The sequence below is a fragment of the Flavivirga abyssicola genome, assembly GCF_030540775.2.
GTDB classification, from domain to species: Bacteria; Bacteroidota; Bacteroidia; order Flavobacteriales; family Flavobacteriaceae; genus Flavivirga; species Flavivirga abyssicola.
Genome location: NZ_CP141266.1, coordinates 63298 through 89461, shown reverse-complemented (window position 1 = coordinate 89461; position 26164 = coordinate 63298). Strand labels below are relative to the sequence as shown.

Here is a 26164-nt window from a genome sequence, read left to right as displayed (position 1 = left end):
TTTAGTTCCAAATGTATATGCTAACTCCATGAAATGCAAAAAAAATCGATTAAGTGTATTTTTGATGTAATTTATTGATTTTCAACAAATTAAAAAGACAGATTTTTCAACAAATCTATCTTTTTGTAGGTGTATATTTAGTGCTTGTAAGTGTAAGTTTATAGGTTAAAATCGAATTAACCTTTTAAGAATACTTATTCCTGTTTCTTTATTAATGATTTTTATCAGATAAACAGCTTGTTCTAAATTGTCCAACTTTGAAACTTTAATAATTCCATTGTTACTCAAAAGAATTTTATTGAATATACTCCTTCCGTTTAGATCAAATATTTCGATATTAAATTCATTATTATTATCCAAATTTGAAGGCAGTCCAATATTAATAAAATTGTAAAAAGGGTTTGGGGATATTGTCACATTGTCCAAATCTATATCGTCTATTTCCAAAGTGGTTTGAGCAATACCATCACAATCTTCATCAATGGCGTTATTAAGTATTTCAGTTGCATCTGGGTTAATGTTAGGAGCACCATCATTACAATCGTTACTATTTGTAGAGTATCCAGATGGTGCAGTAGGGCTACATAACATGATACTCGTTGTAGAACCATAACCATCTAAATCGTTATCTATATAATATAGTAGACCTGTCTCTACCGTCAAGTTCAATACCTGATTGGCAGTACATCCGTCATTGACGATGGTCGTCCCCGTTTGATTGGTCGTATAATCGTTACCGAACCACGTAAAGGTCTCTCCCGAACAGATGGTTTCATTGGTAACAATATCCGCAGGCTTTGGAGTGACCGTCAGGTTCAATACCTGATTTGCCGTACATCCGTCATTGACAATGGTCGTCCCCGTTTGATTGGTCGTATAATCGTTACCGAACCATGTAAAGGTCTCACCCGAGCAGATAGTTTCGTTGGTAACAACATCCGAAGGCTTTGGAGTGACCATCAGGTTCAATACCTGGTTGGCCGTACACCCATCGTTGACAATGGTTGTCCCCGTTTGATTGGTCGTATAATCGTTACCGAACCATGTAAAGGTCTCACCCGAGCAGATGGTTTCGTTGGTAACAACATCCGCGGGCTTCGGAGTGACCGTCAGGTTCAATACCTGGTTGGCCGTACATCCATCGTTGACAATGGTCGTTCCCGTTTGATTGGTCGTATAATCGTTACCGAACCACGTAAAAGTCTCACCCGAACAGATGGTTTCGTTGGTAACAACATCCGCGGGCTTTGGAGTGACCGTCAGGTTCAATACCTGGTTGGCCGTACATCCATCGTTGACAATGGTCGTTCCTGTTTGATTGGTCGTATAGTCGTTACCGAACCATGTAAAGGTCTCACCCGAACAGATGGTTTCGTTGGTAACAACATCCGCAGGCTTCGGAGTAACCGTCAGGTTCAATACCTGGTTGGCCGTACATCCATCGTTGACAATGGTCGTCCCCGTTTGATTGGTCGTATAATCGTTACCGAACCACGTGAAAGTCTCTCCCGAACAGATGGTTTCGTTGGTAACAACATCCGAAGGTTTCGGAGTGACCGTCAGGTTCAATACCTGATTGGCCGTACATCCATCATTGACAATGATCGTCCCTGTTTGATTGGTCGTATAGTCGTTACCAAACCACGTAAAAGTCTCACCCGAACAGATGGTTTCATTGGTAACAACATCCGCAGGCTTGTTAGGTTGGGTAACAGTTACTATAGCAACACAAGAATTTGTATTTCCAGAATTCCCAGGATCTGTAGCAGTTAATGTTACATTATTTGCACCAAGATTAGCACAAGTAAAACGATCTATATTTATAGACAAATTACCAATACTACTACCATCATTGATATCGGCAGCCGTAATCGTAACATTACCAGCTCCATCTAATAAAGCATTAATATTTTGGCACGATGCAATTGGGGTAAAACCTGTAATTTCAATATTTTGAGTTTCTTTATAATAGCCACAAGTACCAACAGTGTAGGTTACAACATAATTTCCAACTGTTGAAGCAGAAACATCAATGACTCCTGAAGAACTATTTATTATTAAACCTAAAGTGCTGGAAAAACTTCCCCTAGAAACTCCGGTAATATTTGGAGTTGGATCACTATCTGTAGTAGCATAACTATTTGCACTATAGTTAAACTTTGCAAAATCATTATAATGTGTATCAATATAATCAAGTATTACAGAAGCATAATCTTTAGCAAAAGGAACTAAGGTTTGTGGTCTTGAGTCAAAAAAGTTGCCTTTATAAGTGCCTAAATCCCTAACACGTCTATTTACTTCACTCATTATACCGTCTATGTGCCCACCACCACCAGTTCCGTCACTAGCTGTTGGTCCTGAACCATGTCTTAAATTATTGTAATAATCGCCAGCGAAATAAGCATTGCTAAAGGGTCTTGTATCATCACAACTATTAGATGCACCACTATCAAAATTACTAGGAATGGTTCTATATCCTGATGTTACTCCACAACCTGGGTTTACATTATTATTGTAAAATGTAGCAGTCGTAGCTTTTAATTTAGCACCCAAACTTTCGCTACCTCTTACTAATTGCTCATGATTTAATGCACCTAAATTGTTAGAAACAAGGTTTTTTATTGTAGAATTATTAATAATAGATGCTCCATTTAAATCTGAGCTATTTAATTGAGAAGAAGAGATGTTATAGCCTAATTCGACTCTTGCTATAGAATGGCTTTGTCCGTGTAAATCTATATAAAGACCTTTCCCCCAATTGGCTTCGACAGCTGTACTAGCCTGGTCAATAAAACTGTGCCAGGCATTCCAATGATCTATGGCGTCAGAGTCACCACAAGTCGCTTCACCTATTGCTCGATTTGGATCTAGTTTTGTTCGATGTAAATTATTGATAATAACATGAGCATAACACCCTGTTAAGTTAAAAATTTCTTCTTGAATTTCTCTAACCAAAATTTCAGTATTATCATCTCTTTCATTAGTTCCACAACTCCTATCAGGTAGGGAAGAGTCGTTGTCTGGATAAAAAACGCCACCTATGGTACTTCCAGATTGTTTTACGCCTCCATGTGGCGCAGATATAATTATAGGTAAATTACCTGGAATATATTCTATATACCCTCTAGTATCTCCAGGGCTTTGTTCATAAAAAATTGAAACACCTGGTGTTTGAGCCTGTGTATAAAATACAATTAAACAGATTAGTAGGCAAAGTAGATTTTTTTTCATAAATCATTGATTTTTTGAGAGAAATTGGGTGGTTAAAATCTTGCATGCTAATATAAAATATATATGCTTCCAACTCCATGAAATGCATAAAAAACCGATTAAATACATATTGTTTTTTGTTTATAGTTTGTTATGTATTATAAATGAGTTACTTATGTTTTTATTGAAAGTAAGAAATTAATGAAGGATTTACTTTAATTGTAGTAATTAACTTATTCTAAAAATCAATGAGTTAAAAATAATTTAGTGATTTTCTTACGTGATAATATCAGATGATGACAATTAGGTTGTTTTTTTAGAAATTATAAATAGTTTATTTCAGAAAATACCAAGCACAGATTTTAAGTCTTTGGCGTTTATGCCCAACTTTATATTTAGGATCTACTTCTTGATATAAATAAATTATCATTCAGAACATACTTTATTTAAACCCTTTATAATCTGATCTTTATAATAAAAGGCTAAAGTCTGATAAAAAGTTAATTCCTAACCTCTATTTGTAAATTAATCCTAATTTTTAATAAAAAATAGGGTAAAAGTAAATTCACTTGTTGTTAGTGCATGAGAGTAAAATTGAAGCTCTTTAAAAAGCTCTTTGATTGATTTAGTTCAAAACTGGTATCGTATTTATAGTGATATATAAACTATTATAACCTATTAGAGATTATATGGTCTGTCAATAAAGTTTATATCAAAGATAAAATGTATAGAACATACTGTGTATATCATGAATACACCCCAAATTGACTAATTGAATAAAGTTGTTTTTTAAATAAAACAAAATATTTAATCTTAAAAAAGAAAAAGATGAAACACACAAAAAAAATGAAAAACTTAATTAAAAAAAGGGGGCTTCTGTGGATATCAGTATGCTTCTTTTCTTTACTTTTTAGCGTTCAGGCAAATGCTAAAGAGATCCATGTCGCTAAAAACGGAAAGAATAGCAATCCGGGTACCAAAGCAAAACCTTTCGTGACTATTCAAAAAGCTGCTGATGTAGCAAACCCAGGTGATGTAATAATTATTCACAAAGGAGTTTATAGAGAGCAGGTAAAGGTGAAAAAAGGTGGACGGTCAGGAAATTATATCACATTTAAAAATTTCAAAAATGACTATGTTGAGATAAGTGCTTTTGATGTTGCTCCTAAAAAGTGGAAGAGGCACAATAAAACGTTTTTTAAAATTGAAAATTACAATTTACCACTTGCGGCAGATCATAATTTATTGTTAGTTAACAAACAATTGTGCTGGTTAGCCCGATGGCCAAATAAAACGAATAATAATCTCTTTGATCTTCAAATGAAGAAAATCAATAAAGGGACTAAATCATCAGTTACAGTTTCTGGAATGCCTAATATTTCTAACGAAGCATTAAAAAAAGATGCTATTGTAATGTATTACGGAAATCCAGGATGGATTACTTGGAGGTCACCAATCGCATCAAGATCTGGTAATACTTTAAATTTAAGGAAGCCTGCTGGTTTTGAGGATTTTAATCATACTCCAGATAGAGGAGATGGACATGTAGTGTTAATGAATAGTTTATTTTTTCTTGACGCAGATCGCGAGTTTTTTTATGAAAAAGGAAGAAAAATCCTTTACTTTAGAGCACCAGGAGGTCAAGACCCGAATAATACTACGGTAGAAGTAAGAAAGAGAACCACCTTATTTGATGCTAGCAATAAACAAAACATCAAATTACAAGGTATTACTATATTTGGAGGTGCAGCTATTTTTGATGGCTCTCATAATAGTAAAATGTTCAATTGTAGAGTTATTATGGGGAATTACCTTATGGGCTTTGGTGCACCAGAAAGATCTGGAGGTTATGTAGAAGGGTTTGCAGTTGATGCTAGAGCAAATAATATGGATATTGAAAAATGTGAAATAGGTTATGCTACTGGTACAGCTGTACGTTTATACGGAACAGGTGGTAAATTTGTTAATAATCATATGCATAATGTTGGTTGGATAAGAACTTATAGTGCTGGGCTTATACTTAGTACTGTTGCTAAACAAAAGAAAGTACTTAGAAATTCAATGTATTTTGGAGGGCGCGCACTTATTCAGGGAGATGGTAACCAATCTAATGAAATTGCATATAATGATATGTACAAAGGTTGTTTAACCACGAAAGATGCTGGTATTATATACGATTGCTGTGAATCCTCAAATAATGGTACTAATACTATACATCATAACTGGATTCATGATGCACCGGGTAAGTTTTCATCAGGAATATATTATGATAATGAGGCAGGAGGTTTTAATGAGTCTTTAAAAGTAAGATTGCATCATAACCTTATTTGGAACACAAATAATTCAGGGATTCAAATTAATGGAGGTAAATTTATTGATATCTTTAATAATAGTCTTATAAATACGCGTCTAGGATTTTATACATGGTCAGGAAGACCAATTAAAAATAATAGTAAGGTAAAAGTTTTTAATAACTATGTGAGTGTAGGCAACTTTTTTGATGGTCAGCCTGTAACAAGAAAAAACAATGTTAAAGCAAGTGTTAGTAATGCAATTGAAAACTTTTCTCAGAAAAAATACTTTCCTAAAGTAGGATCTCCATTGTTGAATAAAGGAGTAGTAATTAATGGTATTACTGAAAATTCAAAACCAGACGTAGGAGCGTATGAAAGAGGAGGAGAAAACTGGAGAGCGGGTGCAAGCTGGAAACCTAATTGTGCTATTAAACAAGGTATCTTTACTTATAGAGCCAATTGTATTAATAAAGTATCTAAAAGCACCTTAAGTGTAGAAGAAGATGAGCTTTTAGAAACCATGAAGGTTTTTCCAAATCCAACTACGGGTAAATTATTTATAAAAATGGGAGATGTTAAATCTGATGAAGTCTCAGTGTCTTTAAAAAACATAACTGGGCAAGAAGTTTTTAACAATACAATACCCCTAGGGCAAGATAATACTGCAGAACTTGACGTATCAAATCAGCCTGCTGGATTCTATTTGATGACCCTTAGCAATGAAGGAAAACAGACTACTAAAAAAGTTTTGATTAAATAAAAAGAATCATGAAATTGAAAAATTAAATGAAGTAGTAACTTAATGACCGCAATCTAAATGCTAATAGATTGCGGTTATTTTTTTGATAAAAGAAAATGACTCTCACCGTTAGATTAATTACTTTAAGTAGAAAATTATAGACTTCTTCATAAAGTTAGATGATCTAGTAACGAAATTTAGTTCCCAATTAAACTGGCCTCGATTTTTTAACGTGAGTTTTGTTTAAGAGTTCAAGATGTCACTTCGATTTTTGCAAAAAATCGTATCGAAAACAAATAAATTTTCGACAAAAAAAGCTTCTCGATACATCCCGAAGCAAGTTCGGGACACTCGAAATAACATCTTGAACTCTTAAACAAAACTCACATTATTTTAATCTTACAGAGAAGTATAATAATCACTATGACTTTTAGAATTCTAATAAAAAAGCTTGATTAGTGTGGTTAATCTGATGACGCATTTTTATGTAATTCTCTCAACTTTATATACTTTAAAAAAGTAACATTAAAAGTTTGTACACATATCACAAAGCCATTTAAGCCATCTAAAAAGCCTAATCTTAAAAAATAAGCTTTAAAAAAGGCCCAAGTGGGATTGAATAGTATTTTCCAGAGAGACGATTTTTTTCCTAAATCAAAATAGGCTTGGGCTGCAATACTTGAAAAGTTTTCAACCTTTAAATTGTGTTCTTTATAATCTCGGTATATCCAATGCAATAAGTCCCCTTTAAGTTTTCCTGCTTTTAAACCTTTTTTTAATGTATATCTATCATGGGGGTTTATACCTTTCCACTCACCATTGCCTTTTTTAAATAATCTTAGCTTTTTATCTGGATACCAATCAGAATGTTTAATCCATTGGCCGCAGTAATTATTTAATCGATTACAATAATAACCATCAAAACTCCAATGTTCTTTTACTTCTAAAATGGATTTTTTGAGTGTGTCAGATAATGCTTCATCGCCATCTAGAGATAAAATATAATCATACTTTGCATGAGAAAGCGCGTAATTTTTTTGTTCAATATAACCTTCAAATTTATTTTGAATAAACCGAACATTATAAGCAGCACATATTTCTGGGGTTTTATCTGTTGAAAAGGAGTCTACAACAACAATTTCATCTACAACGTCAACTAAGGATTTCAAGCATTTTTCTAAATGCTCTTCTTCATTAAAAGTAATTATTACTCCAGAAATTTTAATCATTTGATACTCTAAAATATAGTTGTAAAAATAGGTTAATTAAGCTCTTTTTTTGCTTTTTGAAGGGCAGAAGCTATTATTTGGTGCATATCATAATATTTATATTCAGCAAGCCTTCCCCCAAATATAACATGAGACTCTTGTAATGAAAGCGTTTTATAAGCTTGATATTTTTTTTGATTCTCATCATTATTAATAGGATAATAGGCTTCTTTCTCTGTTGTCCATTGCTCTGGGAATTCTTTGGTAACCACCGTGTGTTTTTGTTTACCAAACTCAAAATGTTTGTGTTCTATAATTCGAGTATAAGGAACATTAGAATCATTGTAGTTTATAACAGCATTGCCTTGAAAGTTTTCTGTATTTAACTTTGTGTTTTCAAATCGTAAAGAGCGATATTCTAAGCTCCCATGCTTATAATTATAGAATTCATCTATTTTTCCAGTAAACACTATTTTTTTAGCTAGATTACTCAGTGCATCTTTATCTTTAAAAAAGTCGACATTGGTTTTTATATCGATCCCTTCTAATAAACCATCAATTATTTTGTTGTACCCGCCAATAGGAATACCTTGATAAGCATCATTAAAATAATTATTATTAAATGTATAACGTACGGGTAAGCGTTTAATGATAAAGGCAGGTAGATCGGTGGCTTTTTTGCCCCATTGCTTTTCGGTATATTCTTTTATAAGCGTTTCATAAACATCTTTGCCAATTAAAGATAGTGCCTGTTCTTCTAAATTTTTAGGATTTTTATAGCCAAACTCCTTAATTTGACTTTCTATAATTGTTTTGGCTTCTTCTGGTGTTTTCGTTCCCCATAACTGATAAAAAGTATTCATATTAAAAGGTAAATTATAAAGTTTACCCTTGGATATAGAAACAGGCGAGTTTACATAGTTATTAAACTCGGCAAATTGATTTACATAGTCCCAAATATCTTTATCATTGGTGTGAAAAATATGTGCGCCATATTTGTGTACATTAATACCATCAACATTTTCACAGTATACATTACCACCTACATGATTTCTTTTGTCTATGACTAAACATTTTTTCCCTTTTTTAGTTGCTTCATGGGCAAATACACATCCAAATAATCCTGCACCAACAATTAAATAATCATACATTTGTATACTTTTATAATTTTTAGCAAAACTAGGATATAATTATCTACAAAAAAACTTTTCAATATAATGTATTACATTTCCAGAAACTATAAATCGTTATTCAATGCTGCGGGAAAAGCAAAAACCGATTGTGAATTTTCCTTAGAAGCATTAGGATTTAAAAACCTTGGATTTAAACAATCATCCATACCAAGCTCCGGAATAGGTACTATTAAGAATTTTTTTGGTATTTCAATGGCTTTATTAAGATTGCCGTTTAAATCTGTTTTATGCACTCAATATCCTAATAATAAGTTTAGAAAATTAATATTATTTTTTGCAAAATTAAAACGTTGTAAAATCATAACCATAGTCCATGATGTTAGATGTTTAAAAGGGCGAGTTAAGGATATTGAAGCGGAATTATCAAAAATTGTATGCTCTGATGTTATTATTGTTCATAACGAAGCTATGAAAGCATGGTTTTTAGAACAGAATACAACCATACCGATTATAGTTTTAGGGATTTTTGACTATGTTTCGGAAGAAAAACCACTTCAAAATAAAGATCTTAATAAAAATGATGCTTACAGAATTGCCTATGCTGGGGGCTTTGCTCATGGTAAAAACTCATACATTTTTGATTTTGATACCTTGGAACACAGTAAATACAATTTAAAGTTATATGGTGTAGGTTTCGATGCTAATAAACGAAAAGTAAGTGAAGAAGCATCTGTTATTTATTATCAAGGCGCCTTTCCTTCAGACCAAATAGCTTATAAAATTGAAGCTGATTTCGGATTGGTATGGGATGGTATCTCAACAGAATCTTGTAGTGGAGATTTGGGGGAATATTTAAAATATAATAACCCTCATAAAACATCTTTATATCTTTTGTGTGGACTTCCGGTAATTGTTTGGGATCAAGCAGCTATAGCATCCTTTATTGTCGATAATAACTTAGGAATAAGTATAGCTAACTTAAAGGATTTGAATACTGTCTTAGAAGGTTTAACACAGGACGATTATGAATTAATGAAAAACAATGTTCTAGGTGTTCAAGAAAAAGTAATGAAAGGACAATTTGTGAAAACAGCAGTTAAGAAAGCTTTGGAAGAAGTGAATAGCTAATAATTATAACTTTAAAAACGCTTTTAATTTATCTGTAAAAAGCTGCGGTTTAAATTTTTTATATAGCTCGGCTGCTTCCTTTTTATATTTCTTTTCAGCCTTAGTGTATAACTCAGGCATAAAATCCTTTAAATGAACACTAGCGTTATTCTCATTCTCAAAAAGATTCCAAGTTGCCTTATCTATCCATGGAGAATATATAGCGAAAGTTTTAATGTTTAAAGCTTTTGCCATATTAATAGTACCACCTTCATTACCAATTAAAGCATCGCAATGGTATGTTATGGCTAAAAACGCTCTTAAACTCTTTCCGAATACATTAAAGCGAATATTTTTTTGAGTTTCTGGTTTGCATAAATTTAATATGACCCTAGCTTCAGTTTCTTGCTTTGGGATGTAATTAAATAATATTTGTCCAGAAGTTTCCTCAACTAAAGTATCAATAACTTTAGCCATATAATTAAAAGGATACGTTTTATTTTTACCACTACCCAATACACTTATCATATATAAAGGTTTACTAAAATCTATCTGATAACTTTCCAGAAACGCCTTACTGTTAGAAATTTCCTTTTCAGTCAAATATATTTTTGGTTTTATAAACGATGGTTCAATACCTAAAGGCGCTAGTAGCTGCATTCTATTAACAATGGCCAATCCTGTTTTTCCATTATTAGGCTTCTCCCTTTTTATATTATAGTGATAAAAAAGGGTCGTATAGAATTTGTAATATGAAATTTTAGTTTTTGCTCCAGAGAAAAGGCTTATTAAATTACTAGATAATTTAGAATACGTATCAACGACTACATCGTACTTTTCATTTCCTATAGACTTGGCAAATTTTATAAGATTGGCTTTGCTAAGTTCATCCTGTTTAGTAAATAAAACGAAATTATCAATGTTTGGGTTATTTTCTACGACGGGTAATGTATGCTCATTTATTAAATAGTCCAATTGAGCCTTTGGATATTTTAAGCGAAGTGCTTCAAACAGAATACTGCTTGTAAGCACATCGCCAATCATTTTTTGTTGTATGATTAAGATTTTCAAAATTTACAACTTCATTTTTTTGCATATGAGTAAGCACTGTATACTGCTACTACTGCACACTGCGACTTATTTAAACAGCTACATCATGCTCTCTTAAAGCATCATTGAGAGACGTTTTTTTATTAGTACTCTCTTTACGTTTACCAATAATTAAAGCACAAGGAACATTATAACTTCCAGAAGGGAATTCTTTTGCATAACTACCAGGTATAACTACAGAACGGGCAGGTACTCGACCTTTATATTCAACAGGTTCATCTCCGGTTACATCAATAATTTTTGTACTCATTGTTAAAACAACACCAGCACCTAATACCGCTTCGGTTTCAACACGTACCCCTTCAACAACAATGCATCTAGATCCAATAAAGGCATTATCCTCTATAATCACTGGAGCAGCTTGTAAAGGTTCTAAAACACCACCAATACCAACACCCCCAGATAGGTGTACATTTTTACCTATTTGAGCACAACTACCAACTGTAGCCCAAGTATCAACCATAGTACCTTCATCTACATAAGCACCAATGTTTACATAACTAGGCATTAATATAGTACCACTAGAAATATAAGCACCATGTCTTGCTACCGCATGAGGAACCACACGAATCCCTTTTTCTGCATAACCACGTTTTAATGGAATTTTATCATGAAATTCTAACGGACCAGCCTCTATAGTTTCCATTTTCTGAATTGGAAAATATAAAACAACTCCTTTTTTTACCCATTCGTTAACTTGCCAACCACCTTCTATCGGTTCCGCTACCCTCAATTCACCTTTATCTAATAAATCTATAACCTTTCTTATAGCAGAAGTTGTTGTTTCTTCTTTTAAAAGATCTCTATTCTCCCAAGCCTTTTCTATGATTTGTTGTAATTCTGTCATTGATATTTAAATTTTGAGCAAATATAATAGGTATCATTTAAAAAATAGAACGAAAAAGTCATTATATCAATTAAGAAGTGCCACAAACTTTTCGTCGATTCCTGCAAAATTTAATAAAAATAAAACCTTGTTTTTCCTTTGAAAGAAAAAAATAAATCGATGAAATGCATTTTTGTTGTATTTCGTCTTCTAAAAAAGACTTTTAATCTGTTTATCGATAAAAATTTGTAGCTCCACTACTAATCGAAAATACGTTGGCTTATAACTATTTTTTTGTGTTTGAGCTCTGGTATGAACATATATTTGGAGTATGCAAACGATAACAAACAGAATGAAAACAAATATTTACATACTATTAATTTTATTACTTTCCTTTTCTTTCGGAATAGCTCAAAGCAATACTAATAAGATGGAGGCTAATAAAGTTATATTGGTTTCTGTAAATGAAGTGGAGGTGACGGTTGCAAAAAATAATACAGTAGAAACTGTAAAAGAAAATGACTTATTGTTAATTGACGCTAAAGAATTAAGAGAATCTATTGCACGTACTAGTGATATTAGACGATACCTTAATAGAGTAAGAAATGTTGAAAATATTAAGTTTTTATTTCCAAAAATAAACAAGCCAGTTAAGGCTTAACATATAGATTTTAAATATTATTAATCAAGGTTAAAGTTAAAGTTGAGAAAGGCTGTCTGAAAAGGCAGCTTTTCTTATTTTATTGAGCTTTTAGGATTAATACCACGATGCTACTTACCTCGTTTTTCTTTTTTTTGAATTTAATACCTTATGGGCTTGCACCAAGATAGTTTATTAAACTATTTTTGTACAAAATATTTATATGGCTCGCATATTAGCAATAGATTATGGTACTAAAAGAACAGGCATAGCCGTTACAGATGAGTTACAAATTATAGCTTCTGGACTTACCACTGTGAATACAAAAGAACTTTTAAAGTTTTTAAAAGATTATACCATCAATGAGCAAGTTGAATTATTTTTAGTTGGAGAGCCAAAACAAATGAATAATACCGCTTCAGAAAGTGAAATTCATATACTGCCTTTTATAGATAATTTAAAAAAGGAATTTCCTAATATTCCAATAGAAAGAGTAGACGAACGATTTACTTCTAAAATGGCTTTCCAAACGATGATTGATAGCGGTTTGAAAAAGAACCAGCGAAAAAATAAAGCATTAATAGATGAAATTAGTGCGACACTTATTTTGCAGAGTTATTTGTATTCCAGATAAGTAGCGCTTCATTAAGAATAAATTTTGTATAAATAGGAACAGTAAATTATAGTATTAGTATTTTTGCAAACATAAAATACCTAGCAAATAATGATTTTACCAATAGTAGCTTATGGCGACCCAGTCTTAAAAAAGAAAGGAAAAGACATTACTAAAGACTATCCAAAACTTGATACGCTTTTAGATAATATGTTTGAAACTATGTATAATGCCTATGGTGTTGGTCTTGCTGCACCACAAATAGGGTTGCCTATTAGACTGTTTTTGGTAGATACGACACCTTTTGCAGAAGATGAAGATTTAACTACAGAAGAACAAAAAAAATTAAAAGACTTTAAGCGTGTTTTTATTAATGCCAAAATAACCAAAGAAGAAGGTGATGAGTGGGCTTTTAATGAGGGATGTTTAAGTATTCCAGATGTTAGAGAGGATGTTTTTAGACAGCCAAAAATAACCGTAGCGTATGTTGATGAAAATTTTAAACCACATACAGAAGTTTTTGATGGATTGATAGCCCGAGTGATTCAACATGAGTACGATCATATTGAAGGTATTTTATTTACAGATAAACTTTCTAGTTTAAAAAAACGATTAATAAAAGGCCGGTTAACTAATATATCTAAAGGGAAGATTAGTGTTGATTATAGAATGCGTTTTCCTGATCAAAAAAAGAAGCGATAATATTTGCAGGCAATTAATAAACAATTGATATTTGCCCTCTCTTTCAATTAATAATTATGAGTTTAGATAAAATACTATCAATAGGTGGAAAACCAGGATTATATAAATTAATAGCACAAACACGAGGTGGTTTTGTAGCAGAATCGTTAATAGATAACAAACGTATTTCTGTAAGTGTACAAAATAACATTAGCATTTTAAGTGAAATAGCAATCTATACTTTGGCAGAAGAAGTACCATTAAAGCAAGTTCTTGAACGTATTAAGAAAAAAGAAAATGGCGAGCAAGCTTCTGTAAAGCCTAAAGATAGTAAGGATAAGTTAGAAGAATATTTCTTTGATGTATTACCAGACTACGATGAAGATAGGGTATATGCAAGCGATATTAAAAAAGTAGTACAATGGTATAATTTACTACAAAAACATGATATGCTGGATTTTTCAGATTCAGAAGAAGAAAGTGATACTACGACATCAGACGAAGAAGAATAAATTTAAACCTCCACAAGGAGGTTTTTTTTATACCTATTTTGTAAGCTTTTTTAGTTGCCCCCGACTGTAAATAAGATAACAAAAAATAATAAATTAATGAAATCACTTTGGTTTTTTGATGATGTCAATCTTTTCAAGGTGCTTTGTCCCCACAAATTTAAAGCTTACAAAGCGAATCACGATTTTGATGCCTACAAAAAGAAAGACTATATATACTTTGAAGAAGACTCTGCAAACAAAGTATATCTTATAGAAAAGGGTAAAGTTAAAATAGGGTATTATAGTGAAGAAGGGGACGAAGTCGTTAAAGCCATTTTAACCCGTGGCGAACTATTTGGAGAAACTGCTATCCTTGGAGAATCTAAACGCGAGGAATTCGCTCAATCAATCGACAATACTACCAGTATTTGCCCTATAGGCGTTGATACTATGCATGATTTAATGCGAAATAATCAAACCTTTAGTTTTAAAGTATATAAAGTCATCGGTTTTAAATTAAAAAAATTAGAACGACGATTACAATTACTACTATTTAAAGATACGAAAACACGCCTTATAGAATTTTTAGATGAGTTATGCTCAGACTATGGATACGATTGTGAAAAAACAGGCGATAAAGTGATTCATCACCCTTATACACAAAAAGATATTGCTTCTTTAATAGGTACTTCCAGACCTACGTTAAATATACTTTTAAACGAATTAAAAGAAGAAAACGTGATTCAATTTACTAGAAAAGAAATAAGAATTCATAAAAATATTGCTTAATGTTAGATAGCTAACATTTTATAAAATCTGTGTGCTTTAATTTTGAAGTATTAAAAATTTTAAAATAAAAAAGACAATGATTAAAAAAATGTTTATAGTTGCAGTATTAGCAATAGGATTATTTGCTAGTTCTTGCAGCAATGATGACGATAATAACGGACCATCGACTGCTAGTTTAACTTTAGATTTAAATGGTTTAGATCCTTTAGGTGACGATTTCGTTTATGAAGGCTGGATAATTGTAGATGGCGCACCAGTTTCAACAGGAACGTTTAGTTCGGTTACATTCCCACAATCTTTTACAGTAGATGCCACTCAATTAGAAAATGCAACAACATTTGTATTATCAATTGAACCAGCAGGAGAAACAGGAACAGCGGCAGCAACGCCTGCAGATACAAAAATTTTAGTAGGTGATTTTTCAGGAGATAGAGCTCCTGTTAATACAGCCGTAGTAGGTGACTTTAGTGCTTCTTGGGGAACATCATTTTTAAGAACTCCAACAGATGAAGCACCAGGAAGTGGTAATAACGGTAATGATGAAAACGGTATTTGGTTCGGAACCCCACAAGCTGCGGGACCTCCAACTGCCGGTTTAGGATTGCCTGTGTTACCTGCCGGATGGAAATATGAAGGATGGGTAGTTGTAGATGGTGTTGGACCATTAACAACAGGAACGTTTACAGGTTTTACTGAAGTAGATGATTCTAATGATTTTAGTGGAACAGAAAATAATGCTGGACCTCCAGTACCTGGAGAGGACTTTTTTAACAATGCACCAGCAGGGTTTACGTTTCCATTAGATGTAAGAGGTCTTACAGCAGTTATCTCTGTAGAGCCAGATCCAGATAATTCTCCTGCACCTTTTACTTTAAAACCTTTAGTAGGTATGATAGGACAAGATACAGCTCCTGCTACTCATGATCTTACATATAGCTCAGCTTCTTTCCCAACAGGATGGGCCATTAGATAAATGAATTAATTTCATAATTTTGTTAGATTTAAGGCACAGTTTCGACATAGAAACTGTGCCTTTTATTTTATATATGTTAAGAAGAAGAAAAAAAAATAGCTTAAAGAATCTTATATACCTAGTCATTATTGCTATTTTGATCATTCCACAAACACGTCAACCAATACAAACACTATTACATAAAGGGCTGGCACTTTTTAGCCCATCAATAGTTAGCCATGAAAAACAGTCAGTTCTAACAGATTATAATTGGAAACTTAAAGATGACCAAGGCGGAACTTTAAATTTTGAACAAGTAAAAGGACGTGTTGTTTTAGTGAATTTTTGGGCAACCTGGTGTCCACCTTGCATAGCAGAAATGCCTAGCATGCAATTGCTTTATAATGATTATAAGGATAAAATTGAATTTGTCTTTGTTTCTAATGAAGATCACTCTACTATCAATCAGTTTTTAAATAAAAACAATTACACGTTTAAAGTATATAACCCATTAACTAAGTATCCAGAACCTTTTGATGTTACAAGTATTCCACGAACATTTTTAATAGATACTCAAGGCCATATTATAATTGATAAAAATGGTGCTGCGAATTGGAATAGTGATACGGTTAGAAGCGCTATAGATGACTTGCTGAAATAGAAAGTTTTCTTTTATTCTCAAAACGAGTCATTACAAATAAATTCAAGAGAATAAGGGAAAATGCATATACAGTATCTTCAATTGGAATTGTAAATAATCTAATATTCAAGTTTTCCGAATTATTGTACCAAACTACTTCATTAGTAATAAAACTGCCAGTTAATATACCATTTACTATAAAAAAGGGTATAAGCATTACTAAAAATGTCAAGTAGAAACTGCTTAATAAATTAGGATCCTTATTTATTACAATAGCAATTAAAATAGTGGCGAGCACAAAATTTATAAATGTGTAACATTTATTACTATTATAAATTGAAAGTATTAATAATAAAAATATAAGTAAGTAGCTAATCGTTTTAGTTGTTGCCCGTGGTAATTTTAGATTTGGGAAATAATACAATAACGCATAATGTGTAAAAGTACAAGCGTATGGGATGCAAATAAAAAAAAGCCATTCCTCTATAGGTAAAGAAAATATCTTAAGACCTAGAAAATACTCTTGATTAAATCCCCAAATACCGTTTATAGTAAAGATAATGTCCCAGGGAATAAATATAGCCATGCTTATTAAGAGTCCTATAAATAAAGATTTCCAGCGTTTGTAAAACATTAGCTTAGGATGGAAACTAAATAAAAAAGGAACAGATAAAGACCCGAAATTTAGTAACAGATATAAATAATCCATCTATTACTTTTTAAAGTATTTAAAGGGGACAAACAGCATTCCAAAACATTCTCCATCTTTTTTGCCTAAATGTTTGTGATGTATTTTATGGGCACGTCTTACACCTTTGGCATACCAATTATTGGCATTTCTAAATAACTTAAAACGCTGATGTATAAAGATATCATGCACGATGAAATAAGATAAGCCGTAAGCAAATATGCCTACACCTATTGGTAAACCTGCCCAAAAACTTGTGTATTTCCATAGCAAGAAAAAGACAATACTAACAACAGCATAGAATAAGAAAAACGCGTCATTTCTCTCAAACCAGCTATCGTGATCTTTTTTGTGATGATCTTTGTGTAAAGACCATAAAAAACCATGCATCACATATTTATGTGTAAACCAGGCCATGAACTCCATAAAACAATAAGTTCCTAAAAAAATTAATATCCAGTATACCGTATGCATAGTATAAAATTACATTAAATTTAATTGATATTTTACATAGCTCCGCATTAAAAGCTCTATTTTTTTGGGGTTTGAAACTCGTATTCTGGTATTTTTTATTTGTAAAGCAGGCGTCTTTTTTAATTTTTTTAATAATTGACGATAGTACCTATATGCCATAAAAACACCAAACTTGGCCTCTATAGGTAGTTTTTTTATACCGCTTAAACCCCTTGCAAAGTCTACTTCTATATCATCTATAATATTTTGTTTAGCAGTTTCATCTAAATTATTTAAATCCGTTTTAGGAAAATAAGTCCTGTTTAAATCATCATGGTCAGCTTTCAGGTCTCTTAAAAAATTTACTTTTTGAAAAGCAGACCCTAAAGACATAGCTGTATCTTTGAGCGCTTCATATTTAATATGATCCCCTTTCACAAAAACTTTTAAGCACATAAGCCCTACAACGTCGGCAGATCCATAAATATAAGCTCTGTACTCTTCTTCTGTAAGATATTTAGTTTTGTGTAAATCCATACGCATGCTTTTCATAAAAGCATCTACTAAATTTTTATCTAAACTATATTTGTGAAATGTATGTTGAAAAGAATTAAGTATAGGGTTTAAACTAATTTTGTCTTTGAGTGCAAGTTCTAAATCATCAGAAAATTTATTAAATAGTTGCTCTTTATTATAGTCATGGAAAGAATCAACAATCTCATCAGCAAAACGAACAAAGCCGTAAATATTGTAAATATCCATTCTAATAGATTTAGAAAGCATTTTTGTAGCTAAGGAAAAAGACGTGCTATATGTTTTTGTTACTAGCTTACTACAATTATAAGAGACTGTATCAAATAATAATTTCATAATTAGTGATGGTATTTTGTTACTAAATCTGCTACTAATTTCCCAGATATTAATGAGGGAGGAACCCCAGGACCAGGTACAGTTAATTGTCCAGTAAAAAACAAGTTTTTTACTTTTTTACTTTTTAATTTGGGTCTTAAAAAAGCCGTTTGCGTTAACGTATTCGCCATTCCGTATGCATTTCCTTTGTAAGAATTGTAATCGTTAATAAAATCGTTAATACAAAAACTCTCTTTAAAGATAATATGTTTTTTTACATTTTGAGAGGTTAAACTTTCAAAACGGTTTATAATTTTATCAAAATAAGCCTCTCTTAACTCTGGCGTGTCATGTAATCCAGGAGCTAATGGAATCAAAAAAATACCAGCCTCTTTTCCTTCTGGAGCAGAATTTATATCTGTTTTACTTGGAAAACTGGCATAAAATAACGGATTTTCTGGCCATTTCGGATGATCATAAATAGCTTCAGCATGAACATCAAAGTCAACATCAAAAAAGAGCGTATGATGATTGACGTTTTTTAACTTTTTATCAAACCCTACATAAAATAGGAGGGAAGAAGGTGCAAATGTTCTTTTGTTCCAATAGTTTTCTGAATATTGCCTATATGACTTATCTAAAAGCGTTTCGGTGTGATGATAATCAGCACCACTTACAACGATGTTAGACGTATATGTTTTTCCATTTGAAACAAGCTCTTTGTATGCTCCATTTTCTACAACAATTTTTTCTATCGGAGCATTGGTTTTAATAGTGACTCCTAATTCTTTAGCCAGTTTTTCCATAGCCAGAATCACTTCATACATACCCTTTTTGGGATGAAATGTACCCAATCCAAAATCGGCATAATTCATAAAACTATAAAAAGAAGGTGTGTCACTAGGTTTAGCACCTAAAAATAAAACAGGAAACTCTAGAATTTTTACAAGTCTTTTATTCTTAAATTCTTTTCTTACGTCTCTTTTTATATTGCTAAAAAATTGATCAAACTTCTTAAGCGTTGTAAAGGTTACTAATTCTAAAGGAGAGACACCCGGATTATAAACCAGATCTTTAATAGCTATATCATAGTTACTTTTTGCTTGATTAATAAACTTTTTAAGTTTTTTAGAGCTTCCTGACTCTTCCTTTTCAAAAGCAACAGTTATTTTTTCTAAGGTGTCTTCTATTGTAATAAAATCATCTTTACCGAAGTATACACTGTAGGCAGGATTTAATTTTTCTAAAGAATAATAGTCATCTGGGGACTTGTTAAAATCTGAAAAAAAACGTTCAAAAACGTCAGGCATCCAGTACCATGTAGGTCCTATATCAAAAGTAAACCCATCTTTTATAAGTTGTCTGGCTCTCCCTCCAATGGTTTTGTTTTTTTCAAAAATAGTAACATCATATCCAGCTTTTGCTAAGTAGCATGAAGCAGCTAAAGACGAAAACCCAGAACCTATTATATTTGCAGTTGATTTCATATTGTTTAACAAATATAGTTAAAAGTTAAACAAAATAAAAACCTTTATAAGTCTTTAACTAAATTTTCTATTGAATTAAATATACTTATTTTCTCTGGAAGATCGGAAAGGTTGTAATCAGACACTTTTTTACCCAGCAATAAAAACTTTGTATTTTCTTTGTTTAATAGTGTCTCATTAAATTTATTAATATAATCAGGAATCTCTTGTTCTGGGGGATGAACTGTAAAGTAAGATATAAAGGTAATTTCATCAAAAAATTCTAATAAATCTGTAAGACTTTCCATAGGAACACTCTCACCAAGAAAAATAGTATGGTAGCCTTTACTTCTTAATTGATAATTGATAAACAAAAGACCAATATCATGAATTTCGTTATCAGGTAAAAATAAGACATAGGTTTTAGAAACAGGTTTAGGTTCTAAAATTTGTAATCTCTCAGTGTTTAAGAGAATCTTTTGTTTTATATGGATAGATAAAAAATGTTCGTGAGCTGGCGTAATGGTATTGGTTTGCCACAGAAGCCCTATTTCATTTAAAAGAGGTAAAAAGACCGTATAGAAAATTTCACTAAAAGATTTCGTTTCTAGCAAATTGTTATAGGTGCTATAGAATAGTACCTGATCAAAATTAATCATGGCCATTTTTAATGCATTGATAGCATGATCTTCAACTTTAGCTCGAGATGCAATTTCTCTTACCTTAATAGGGATTTCTTCTTCTTTTAGATTAGCAATTTTTGAGATTTTTAATCCGTTATTATTTAAGTATGATATATTTAATAGCTTTTGAAAACTAGCTAGGCTATAATTTCGAATGTTGGTGTCTGACCTATTTGGGCGTAATAAATCATAACGTTTTTCCCAAATACGTATAGTGTGAGCTTTGATACCTGTAAGGTTTTCTAAGTCTTTTATACTAAAGTTAACCTTGATATTGTTCATTAATTTTTAATTTAAGTTAAACAAAATTACATAAATTAATCGACAAAGCGTTAAAAAATTTAAAAACTAATCAAATTTTAGTATAAATAAGTGGGGTTGATAGCTAATTATTGAGGGTAGTAAATCAAAAATGAGGCTAAAAAGTAAGTTCGATGTCATATTGAGCTTGTCGAAATATATTTAGATTACTGATAATCAATATTGGTTTCGACTGGCTCAACCTGACAAATCAAATTATAAAGGCTTTTTAGTTTCACCCTTTTTCTACTCTCTTATTGGTATCATATTAGAAGTGTCTACAGGAAAACTATCGTATTTATTATATAGTTTTAAGTACTTTTCTGGATCAATAAGAACGTCGTTTAATGTTTCATATAGACCTTTAAAAAAGCCTTCGCGTTTTTGAGATGGATTAAAAACCAATGTTAATTTCACAGTTTCATTCGTATCATTTCTAAATCCATGCGGGGTAAATCGAGGTATATAAGCAATGGTTCCTGGCTCCGCACTATATTCTTTATCGGCAACTTGAATGGTTAAAAAACCTTCATTTACTATAAAGGTTTCGTCCATAAACCTATGATAGTGTAGTTTTGCACCAATGGCCATAGGAGGGAGGGAAATCTCATAAATACCTAATTGGTCGTTAGAGATTTTACTAGTAACTTTAAATGTAATTGAAATAGTATTTAATTCCAGTTTTTCACCTTCATTAGCTTTAATTATGGATGCATTATTTTCCAATTCATCTTCAAAATAATTTTCTTTTGCAATCATCATATTTTGTTTTATTTATTGAATAATTGATCAATGGTGTTTTCTACTATGACCTTATTTTGTTCTAAGGTTTGCTGATTTGTAGATCCTTCAAGTGAAAATAATTCCTGAGTTTTTATACCCATATGTCCAAGTATGGCTTTTAAATAAGGTTCTTGAAAATCATATGGTTCCATAAAAGTACCTTTATATACACCACCTTTAACTGTAACCAGATAGGCTAGTTTACCTTCTAATAAACCATAATAACCTTTTTCATTAATATTGAATGTATGTCCAATTCTTACCACTTGATCTAAATACGCTTTGAGGTTAGAGGGAATATTCAAATTATATAAAGGACTACTAATTAGAATTTCATCTACAGATTTTAATTCTTCTATTAATTCATCAGATAAAGCGGTAGCCTCTTTAATTTGAGGAGACATATACTCAATAGGCGTGTAAAACCCTTCAATCGTATTGTTTTGTATGTGGGGTAACGCCTGTTTTGCTAAATCTCTGTAAATAATGGTGCCTTTAGGATTAGCAGTCTTCCAATGTTCCTCAAAATAATCAGCTAATGTTCTGGAATGTGATCCTTTAATTCTGGAACTACAATCTATTCTTAATAATGTTTTCATTTATTGATTTTTTTAATTTCAATAGAATGACAAAACAGATAAGGAAAACGTGACAGGTCTATTAAAAAAGTTGTTTTAATCGAAAAGAATTCCCCGAGGCAAAACCTCGGGGTTTCCGTTGAAGTTGTCATTCCCGTGGACCTGCCTGTCGGCAGACAGGAACGGGAATCTAAATAAAGAATTTCGGTTTTCAACCTTTGTGTCAAAAACTGAAATTCTTTATTTTATTGGGGTCGACGATAGAAAATATGCTTTTTATTTTATTGTTTTCGAAATCAAACACCTGACAATTAATTAAAGAATCTTCGTTATAAAATAATAAAGCTGGTTGATGATTAATTTGTGTGATCTTGATCGATAATAATTCCAGATAAGTTTTATATACATAAAATAATAGCTTTAAAGAGGCAGATTTTCCAATTGTTAACTCTCTTACAACTTTAATGTGCTCTCCACCATCTGCATGTAATGAAATGTCTTCAGAAAGCATTTTCTCCAAACGTTTCACATCCCCATTTTTAATTGTTTTAATGTAACTTTCCATGTAAGAAGGTAAGGGAGCAGAATGACTAAGGGTTGTTGTTTGGTAATTAGCTAACTTAGTTTTTCCCCTACTCAATAATTTTCGAGAGTTTTCAATGGTAATGTTAATGTTTTTTGAGATGTCTTTATGCGAATAATCAAAAGCTTCTTTTAAGATAAAAACGGCACGTTCTCTTGCTGTTAATTTTTCTAAAAGAACAAGTAAGGAATATGATATGATTTCTTCCCTGTCAATATTATTGTCAGCCGTTTCGGTAGATAAAGGCTCAGGTAGCCATAACCTGTTACTAACTATTTTACTATGTCTCTTTTTTATATTGATAGATTGATTTATAACCGATTTTATTAAGTAACCAATATCATTTTCTATATGGTCTTTGTCAATTGAAAGATGTTTGGTTAAAACATCCTGTATGGCATCCTTAGCATCTTCAACAGAGCCCAAAATATTATAAGCATAAGGGAATAATATGTTCTGGTAATTTTTCAATGTTAAATTTTTAATGTTCTATTCTAGGATGACAAATAGTGTGATAAAAACGTGACATTTTAAATAAATTAAGTTCCAAAAGACTTATTGTTTATTGGCAACGGTTTGTTTTTTATCTGGCTTGTTCTTCAGCTCAATTAAAGTCGTTTGTGAAGCTGCACAAATTTTTTCTATGCCGTTTTTTCTAATAAAAACTTCAGATCTACAAATTGTTAATGTACGTCCATGTTTTAAAACATTTGCTTTAGCAATTAATAGATCACCATCACCTGGAGACATAAGGTTTAATTTAAATTCGACAGTTAAAACGGATGAATCTTCTTCCATTAAAGAAAAACCAGCATAACCAGCAGCATTATCAGCTATAGTACTTATAATGCCAGCATGGAAAAACCCATGTTGCTGTGTTAAATTAGAATCATAAGGTATTTGAATTTCGCAATAGCCAGGTTTCACGTCAACTAATTTAGCTTGGATTAATTCCATAAACTTTTGTCTTTGAAAACTCGCTTCGACTTTCTTTCTGAAATTAATAAATTTTGGTTTAAAATCCATTTATATGGGTATTATTAAAACATCTTTTAAAATAAGGTTTCACCTCGAAAACGAATATACAAAAAGGAGAAGATAATAAAGTGTTTGCTTTTTCCTAAAATGTTTGTTTTTATAAGTAAAAATTAGGTTGCTTCTTAACGGAAAAAAAATTGACATTTTATTATAATTATAGATTAAACTTCAATAATTTTTTACCTAGGGATGGCGATAAAAAATGATATCCATTGGTTGGATTGTACACAACATAAATCCATTAATAAAATTTTAACATTCATTGTTTTGAAACGACTGGTCTATTATTATATATTTGCATTGTAAACGATCGGTCTAATAATGGCAAAACACGATATAAATAACATTTTAGAAAAAGGAATAGAATTATTTCGTCTTAATGGTTATCACAATACTGGGATTAGAGATATTCTTAAAGCATGTGAAATGCCTAAAGGATCTTTTTATCATTTATTTGAAAGTAAAGAAGATTTTGTTATTAAAGCGATTGCTCGTTTTGAAGAAGTAATAGGTAAGGATTTTGAAAAAAACCTTTCGGATGAATCTTTATCACATTACGAGCGTATTAAGAATCATTTCAAGATATATATAATATGGTATACTGAAAAAGATTTTAAAGTAGGTTGTTTATTAGGAAACCTGAGTACGGAAGTTGCAGGTACTATAGACCCAGTATCAAATGCCATTTCTGGCGTTTATGACAGATGGAGTAAGGGTTTGGCATCTTTTATAGAAAAAGGACAAGAAAAAGGAGAGATCATAGATACTATTGAAGCACTGCATTTGGCGAATTATTTGTTTGATGGTTTTAATGGGGCATTAGGCAGAATGAAAGTAGAAAGAAGTAGCTCACCATTAGATCAGTTTTTAAACATAAATATGACATTCATAAAGAAAAAGGCAAAAGTAATTAGTTAAAACTTATTTTTTTATAATAAAAATAAACGGACGGTCTATTATTTGTAATGTATAGCCATAAGTAGTAACAAATGGAAATAAACGCATTAGATTAAAAATAATATCTAACTCATAAAACTTAACAATAATTAAAACCTAGAAAAATGAAAAAAGTAATATTCACATTAGCAGTAGTTATAGCATCAACAATTGCAACAGCCCAAACAGCAAAAGAAATTATAGCACAATCTATAGAAGCTATAGGAGGATCACAAAACTTTTACAATAAAGGAAGTGTAACTTATGATTATGAATATAGAGCTCCAAAAGGAGAAAATGCTATAACATTAGTTGGAAAAGAAACGTATTTGTTTGATGGAGAGCGCTCTTACGCAACTTACTCAACACATACCCTTACAGGAGCAAATGGTAAAGTTGTAGAAGGTTATAACGGAACCGATGCTTGGGTAACATTTGATGGGAAAGTATCCAATGATGAACAAGCCAACGGAGTCGCACGTTTTTTAAGAAAAACAAACTACTATTGGTTCGCCATGTTTTACAAGTTACTTGATGAAGGCGTAAATCAAGAACTATTAGCAGACCAAAAGGTAAATGGCAAAGACTATAAACGTATTAAGATCACCTTTGGAGATCATGTAGGAGATGGACAAGATACCTACATCATCTATGTTAACAAAAAAACGAAGTTAATAGAGCAATTTCTCTTCACAGTTGTTGGCTTTGGAATTACAGATCCGTTTTTAATGACATTCGATTACGAAACTGTAGATGGGATTAAAATTCCAACCAAAAGAAAGTATATAGAATCAGATTGGGAAGGAAATGTAATTGGTAAAAAGTATTATATAACAAATTGGAAGAACATAACCTTTGGTGTGCATGTCGATAAGACAATGTTTGAAAAACCAGGGAAATAGATTAATTGCAACTTTTGGTAATGCCCTTAACAAAACCTTTAAAAAGTTAAGGGCTTTTAAATCTAAGAAACGATATAATAAAGACTAAAATAAACGCATTATTGGTTACTGGAGGTCATCAATTTACAATCTAAATAATATGCCCCTCACAATCATAGTATAGGTAACCGTAAAAGAAGACTTTTTAGAAGAAACTAAATTGGGAAAACCATTTAGCAAGTTTGTATGTTCAATTATTTGTTAAAGAAACAGAAAACAGCATTATTGAATTTAATGTACAAGAAATGAGTTTGGTATAAATATTATTGTGCGCACGAGAAGATTCGAACTTCCACATCCTAAACGGATACTGGCCCCTCAAGCCAGCGCGTCTACCAATTCCGCCACGTGCGCTTTTCAGCGCGTAAATATACAGAAGTTTTATGTGTAACATAAGGAAATTTCCGTTTTTTAACCGTTACTTATCAGTTAC

General features: G+C 31.7%; 25 protein-coding genes and 1 tRNA gene. 11 read left to right on the top strand and 15 right to left on the bottom strand.

Going from position 1 to position 26164, the window contains the following annotated elements; all coding sequences use genetic code 11:
* Positions 1 to 165 precede the first annotated feature (165 nt).
* Positions 166 to 3231: a MopE-related protein gene (locus tag Q4Q34_RS00395; RefSeq protein WP_303319037.1), complete on the bottom strand. Its 3066-nt coding sequence runs from the start codon at positions 3229 to 3231 to the stop codon at positions 166 to 168.
* A gap of 807 nt (positions 3232 to 4038) precedes the next feature.
* Here Q4Q34_RS00395 and Q4Q34_RS00390 point away from each other — a divergent pair.
* Complete coding sequence (locus Q4Q34_RS00390) at positions 4039 to 6264, top strand: T9SS type A sorting domain-containing protein (protein WP_303319038.1); 2226 nt, start codon at positions 4039 to 4041, stop codon at positions 6262 to 6264.
* 443 nt (positions 6265 to 6707) lie between these two features.
* On the opposite strand, the gene Q4Q34_RS00385 is transcribed toward Q4Q34_RS00390, so the two are convergent.
* Both Q4Q34_RS00385 and glf read right to left on the bottom strand, forming a co-directional pair.
* Positions 6708 to 7472 carry a glycosyltransferase family 2 protein gene (locus Q4Q34_RS00385; RefSeq protein WP_303319039.1) on the bottom strand — a complete coding sequence of 255 codons (765 nt, stop codon included), beginning with the start codon at positions 7470 to 7472 and terminating at the stop codon, positions 6708 to 6710.
* A gap of 32 nt (positions 7473 to 7504) precedes the next feature.
* On the bottom strand, positions 7505 to 8602 hold the full coding sequence (glf, locus tag Q4Q34_RS00380; RefSeq protein WP_303319040.1) for a UDP-galactopyranose mutase: 1098 nt from the start codon (positions 8600 to 8602) through the stop codon (positions 7505 to 7507).
* Between the two features lie 66 nt (positions 8603 to 8668).
* On the opposite strand from glf, the gene Q4Q34_RS00375 reads away from it, so the two are divergent.
* Positions 8669 to 9712 (top strand): beta-1,6-galactofuranosyltransferase, encoded by a 1044-nt coding sequence (locus Q4Q34_RS00375; protein ID WP_303319041.1) that lies wholly within the window; start codon positions 8669 to 8671, stop codon positions 9710 to 9712.
* A gap of 3 nt (positions 9713 to 9715) precedes the next feature.
* On the opposite strand, the gene Q4Q34_RS00370 is transcribed toward Q4Q34_RS00375, so the two are convergent.
* On the bottom strand, positions 9716 to 10762 hold the full coding sequence (locus tag Q4Q34_RS00370) for a glycosyltransferase family 9 protein (RefSeq protein WP_303319042.1): 1047 nt from the start codon (positions 10760 to 10762) through the stop codon (positions 9716 to 9718).
* A 70-nt stretch (positions 10763 to 10832) separates the two neighbouring features.
* Positions 10833 to 11648 carry a 2,3,4,5-tetrahydropyridine-2,6-dicarboxylate N-succinyltransferase gene (locus tag Q4Q34_RS00365; protein WP_303319043.1) on the bottom strand — a complete coding sequence of 272 codons (816 nt, stop codon included), beginning with the start codon at positions 11646 to 11648 and terminating at the stop codon, positions 10833 to 10835.
* 331 nt (positions 11649 to 11979) lie between these two features.
* On the opposite strand from Q4Q34_RS00365, the gene Q4Q34_RS00360 reads away from it, so the two are divergent.
* The 7 genes from Q4Q34_RS00360 to Q4Q34_RS00330 all read left to right on the top strand — a co-directional run bounded on the left by Q4Q34_RS00360 (position 11980) and on the right by Q4Q34_RS00330 (position 16454).
* Positions 11980 to 12288 carry a hypothetical protein gene (locus Q4Q34_RS00360; protein ID WP_303319044.1) on the top strand — a complete coding sequence of 103 codons (309 nt, stop codon included), beginning with the start codon at positions 11980 to 11982 and terminating at the stop codon, positions 12286 to 12288.
* Between the two features lie 202 nt (positions 12289 to 12490).
* Complete coding sequence (gene ruvX, locus Q4Q34_RS00355) at positions 12491 to 12901, top strand: Holliday junction resolvase RuvX (protein WP_303319045.1); 411 nt, start codon at positions 12491 to 12493, stop codon at positions 12899 to 12901.
* A gap of 90 nt (positions 12902 to 12991) precedes the next feature.
* Complete coding sequence (gene def / locus Q4Q34_RS00350; protein WP_303319046.1) at positions 12992 to 13582, top strand: peptide deformylase; 591 nt, start codon at positions 12992 to 12994, stop codon at positions 13580 to 13582.
* A 56-nt stretch (positions 13583 to 13638) separates the two neighbouring features.
* Positions 13639 to 14073, top strand: a complete 435-nt coding sequence (locus Q4Q34_RS00345) for a DUF5606 family protein (RefSeq protein ID WP_303319047.1) — start codon at positions 13639 to 13641, stop codon at positions 14071 to 14073.
* Between the two features lie 96 nt (positions 14074 to 14169).
* Complete coding sequence (locus tag Q4Q34_RS00340; protein WP_303319048.1) at positions 14170 to 14841, top strand: Crp/Fnr family transcriptional regulator; 672 nt, start codon at positions 14170 to 14172, stop codon at positions 14839 to 14841.
* Positions 14842 to 14917: 76 nt separating this feature from the next.
* Positions 14918 to 15814 (top strand): anti-sigma factor, encoded by an 897-nt coding sequence (locus tag Q4Q34_RS00335; protein ID WP_303319049.1) that lies wholly within the window; start codon positions 14918 to 14920, stop codon positions 15812 to 15814.
* Positions 15815 to 15887: 73 nt separating this feature from the next.
* Positions 15888 to 16454, top strand: a complete 567-nt coding sequence (locus tag Q4Q34_RS00330; RefSeq protein WP_303319050.1) for a TlpA family protein disulfide reductase — start codon at positions 15888 to 15890, stop codon at positions 16452 to 16454.
* On the opposite strand, the gene Q4Q34_RS00325 is transcribed toward Q4Q34_RS00330, so the two are convergent.
* From Q4Q34_RS00325 to Q4Q34_RS00285, 9 genes are all read right to left on the bottom strand, one after another.
* Complete coding sequence (locus tag Q4Q34_RS00325) at positions 16432 to 17142, bottom strand: lycopene cyclase domain-containing protein (RefSeq protein ID WP_303319051.1); 711 nt, start codon at positions 17140 to 17142, stop codon at positions 16432 to 16434. The two genes, Q4Q34_RS00330 and Q4Q34_RS00325, sit on opposite strands and share 23 nt — an antisense overlap.
* 3 nt (positions 17143 to 17145) lie before the next feature.
* Positions 17146 to 17595, bottom strand: a complete 450-nt coding sequence (locus Q4Q34_RS00320; RefSeq protein ID WP_303319052.1) for a sterol desaturase family protein — start codon at positions 17593 to 17595, stop codon at positions 17146 to 17148.
* 9 nt (positions 17596 to 17604) lie between these two features.
* Positions 17605 to 18444, bottom strand: a complete 840-nt coding sequence (locus Q4Q34_RS00315) for a phytoene/squalene synthase family protein (RefSeq protein ID WP_303319053.1) — start codon at positions 18442 to 18444, stop codon at positions 17605 to 17607.
* A gap of 2 nt (positions 18445 to 18446) precedes the next feature.
* Positions 18447 to 19910, bottom strand: a complete 1464-nt coding sequence (locus Q4Q34_RS00310) for a phytoene desaturase family protein (protein ID WP_303319054.1) — start codon at positions 19908 to 19910, stop codon at positions 18447 to 18449.
* Between the two features lie 44 nt (positions 19911 to 19954).
* Entirely contained in the window at positions 19955 to 20854 is a 900-nt protein-coding gene (locus Q4Q34_RS00305; RefSeq protein ID WP_303319055.1) for a MerR family transcriptional regulator, read from the bottom strand.
* Positions 20855 to 21118: 264 nt separating this feature from the next.
* A complete protein-coding gene (locus Q4Q34_RS00300) occupies positions 21119 to 21634 on the bottom strand; it encodes a cupin domain-containing protein (protein WP_303319056.1) in 516 nt (171 codons plus the stop codon).
* Positions 21635 to 21642: 8 nt separating this feature from the next.
* Complete coding sequence (locus Q4Q34_RS00295; RefSeq protein WP_303319057.1) at positions 21643 to 22254, bottom strand: FMN-dependent NADH-azoreductase; 612 nt, start codon at positions 22252 to 22254, stop codon at positions 21643 to 21645.
* Positions 22255 to 22456: 202 nt separating this feature from the next.
* Positions 22457 to 23287 carry a sigma-70 family RNA polymerase sigma factor gene (locus Q4Q34_RS00290; RefSeq protein WP_303319058.1) on the bottom strand — a complete coding sequence of 277 codons (831 nt, stop codon included), beginning with the start codon at positions 23285 to 23287 and terminating at the stop codon, positions 22457 to 22459.
* A gap of 84 nt (positions 23288 to 23371) precedes the next feature.
* Positions 23372 to 23773, bottom strand: a complete 402-nt coding sequence (locus tag Q4Q34_RS00285) for a PaaI family thioesterase (protein WP_303319059.1) — start codon at positions 23771 to 23773, stop codon at positions 23372 to 23374.
* 402 nt (positions 23774 to 24175) lie between these two features.
* Between Q4Q34_RS00285 and Q4Q34_RS00280 the strand changes: the two genes are divergently transcribed.
* Together Q4Q34_RS00280 and Q4Q34_RS00275 are read left to right on the top strand one after the other, a co-directional pair.
* Positions 24176 to 24772, top strand: a complete 597-nt coding sequence (locus Q4Q34_RS00280; RefSeq protein ID WP_303319060.1) for a TetR/AcrR family transcriptional regulator — start codon at positions 24176 to 24178, stop codon at positions 24770 to 24772.
* 143 nt (positions 24773 to 24915) lie between these two features.
* Positions 24916 to 25692 (top strand): DUF6503 family protein, encoded by a 777-nt coding sequence (locus Q4Q34_RS00275; protein ID WP_303319061.1) that lies wholly within the window; start codon positions 24916 to 24918, stop codon positions 25690 to 25692.
* A 308-nt stretch (positions 25693 to 26000) separates the two neighbouring features.
* On the opposite strand, the gene Q4Q34_RS00270 is transcribed toward Q4Q34_RS00275, so the two are convergent.
* Positions 26001 to 26085 (bottom strand) — tRNA-Leu (locus Q4Q34_RS00270).
* Between the last annotated feature and the right edge of the window lie 79 nt (positions 26086 to 26164).

Excerpts from the sequence above, each read along its gene's own strand:
- Q4Q34_RS00330 (WP_303319050.1), top strand. The coding sequence starts at position 15,888 with ATGTTAAGAAGAAGAAAAAAAAATAGCTTAAAGAATCTTATATACCTA.
- ruvX (WP_303319045.1), top strand. The coding sequence starts at position 12,491 with ATGGCTCGCATATTAGCAATAGATTATGGTACTAAAAGAACAGGCATA.
- Q4Q34_RS00305 (WP_303319055.1), bottom strand. The coding sequence starts at position 20,854 with ATGAACAATATCAAGGTTAACTTTAGTATAAAAGACTTAGAAAACCTT.
- def (WP_303319046.1), top strand. The coding sequence starts at position 12,992 with ATGATTTTACCAATAGTAGCTTATGGCGACCCAGTCTTAAAAAAGAAA.
- Q4Q34_RS00360 (WP_303319044.1), top strand. The coding sequence starts at position 11,980 with ATGAAAACAAATATTTACATACTATTAATTTTATTACTTTCCTTTTCT.
- Q4Q34_RS00395 (WP_303319037.1), bottom strand. The coding sequence starts at position 3,231 with ATGAAAAAAAATCTACTTTGCCTACTAATCTGTTTAATTGTATTTTAT.
- Q4Q34_RS00295 (WP_303319057.1), bottom strand. The coding sequence starts at position 22,254 with ATGAAAACATTATTAAGAATAGATTGTAGTTCCAGAATTAAAGGATCA.
- Q4Q34_RS00365 (WP_303319043.1), bottom strand. The coding sequence starts at position 11,648 with ATGACAGAATTACAACAAATCATAGAAAAGGCTTGGGAGAATAGAGAT.
- Q4Q34_RS00385 (WP_303319039.1), bottom strand. The coding sequence starts at position 7,472 with ATGATTAAAATTTCTGGAGTAATAATTACTTTTAATGAAGAAGAGCAT.
- Q4Q34_RS00310 (WP_303319054.1), bottom strand. The coding sequence starts at position 19,910 with ATGAAATCAACTGCAAATATAATAGGTTCTGGGTTTTCGTCTTTAGCT.
- Q4Q34_RS00280 (WP_303319060.1), top strand. The coding sequence starts at position 24,176 with ATGGCAAAACACGATATAAATAACATTTTAGAAAAAGGAATAGAATTA.
- Q4Q34_RS00375 (WP_303319041.1), top strand. The coding sequence starts at position 8,669 with ATGTATTACATTTCCAGAAACTATAAATCGTTATTCAATGCTGCGGGA.
- Q4Q34_RS00345 (WP_303319047.1), top strand. The coding sequence starts at position 13,639 with ATGAGTTTAGATAAAATACTATCAATAGGTGGAAAACCAGGATTATAT.
- Q4Q34_RS00340 (WP_303319048.1), top strand. The coding sequence starts at position 14,170 with ATGAAATCACTTTGGTTTTTTGATGATGTCAATCTTTTCAAGGTGCTT.
- Q4Q34_RS00320 (WP_303319052.1), bottom strand. The coding sequence starts at position 17,595 with ATGCATACGGTATACTGGATATTAATTTTTTTAGGAACTTATTGTTTT.
- Q4Q34_RS00390 (WP_303319038.1), top strand. The coding sequence starts at position 4,039 with ATGAAACACACAAAAAAAATGAAAAACTTAATTAAAAAAAGGGGGCTT.
- Q4Q34_RS00325 (WP_303319051.1), bottom strand. The coding sequence starts at position 17,142 with ATGGATTATTTATATCTGTTACTAAATTTCGGGTCTTTATCTGTTCCT.
- glf (WP_303319040.1), bottom strand. The coding sequence starts at position 8,602 with ATGTATGATTATTTAATTGTTGGTGCAGGATTATTTGGATGTGTATTT.
- Q4Q34_RS00285 (WP_303319059.1), bottom strand. The coding sequence starts at position 23,773 with ATGGAATTAATCCAAGCTAAATTAGTTGACGTGAAACCTGGCTATTGC.
- Q4Q34_RS00275 (WP_303319061.1), top strand. The coding sequence starts at position 24,916 with ATGAAAAAAGTAATATTCACATTAGCAGTAGTTATAGCATCAACAATT.
- Q4Q34_RS00315 (WP_303319053.1), bottom strand. The coding sequence starts at position 18,444 with ATGAAATTATTATTTGATACAGTCTCTTATAATTGTAGTAAGCTAGTA.
- Q4Q34_RS00300 (WP_303319056.1), bottom strand. The coding sequence starts at position 21,634 with ATGATGATTGCAAAAGAAAATTATTTTGAAGATGAATTGGAAAATAAT.
- Q4Q34_RS00335 (WP_303319049.1), top strand. The coding sequence starts at position 14,918 with ATGATTAAAAAAATGTTTATAGTTGCAGTATTAGCAATAGGATTATTT.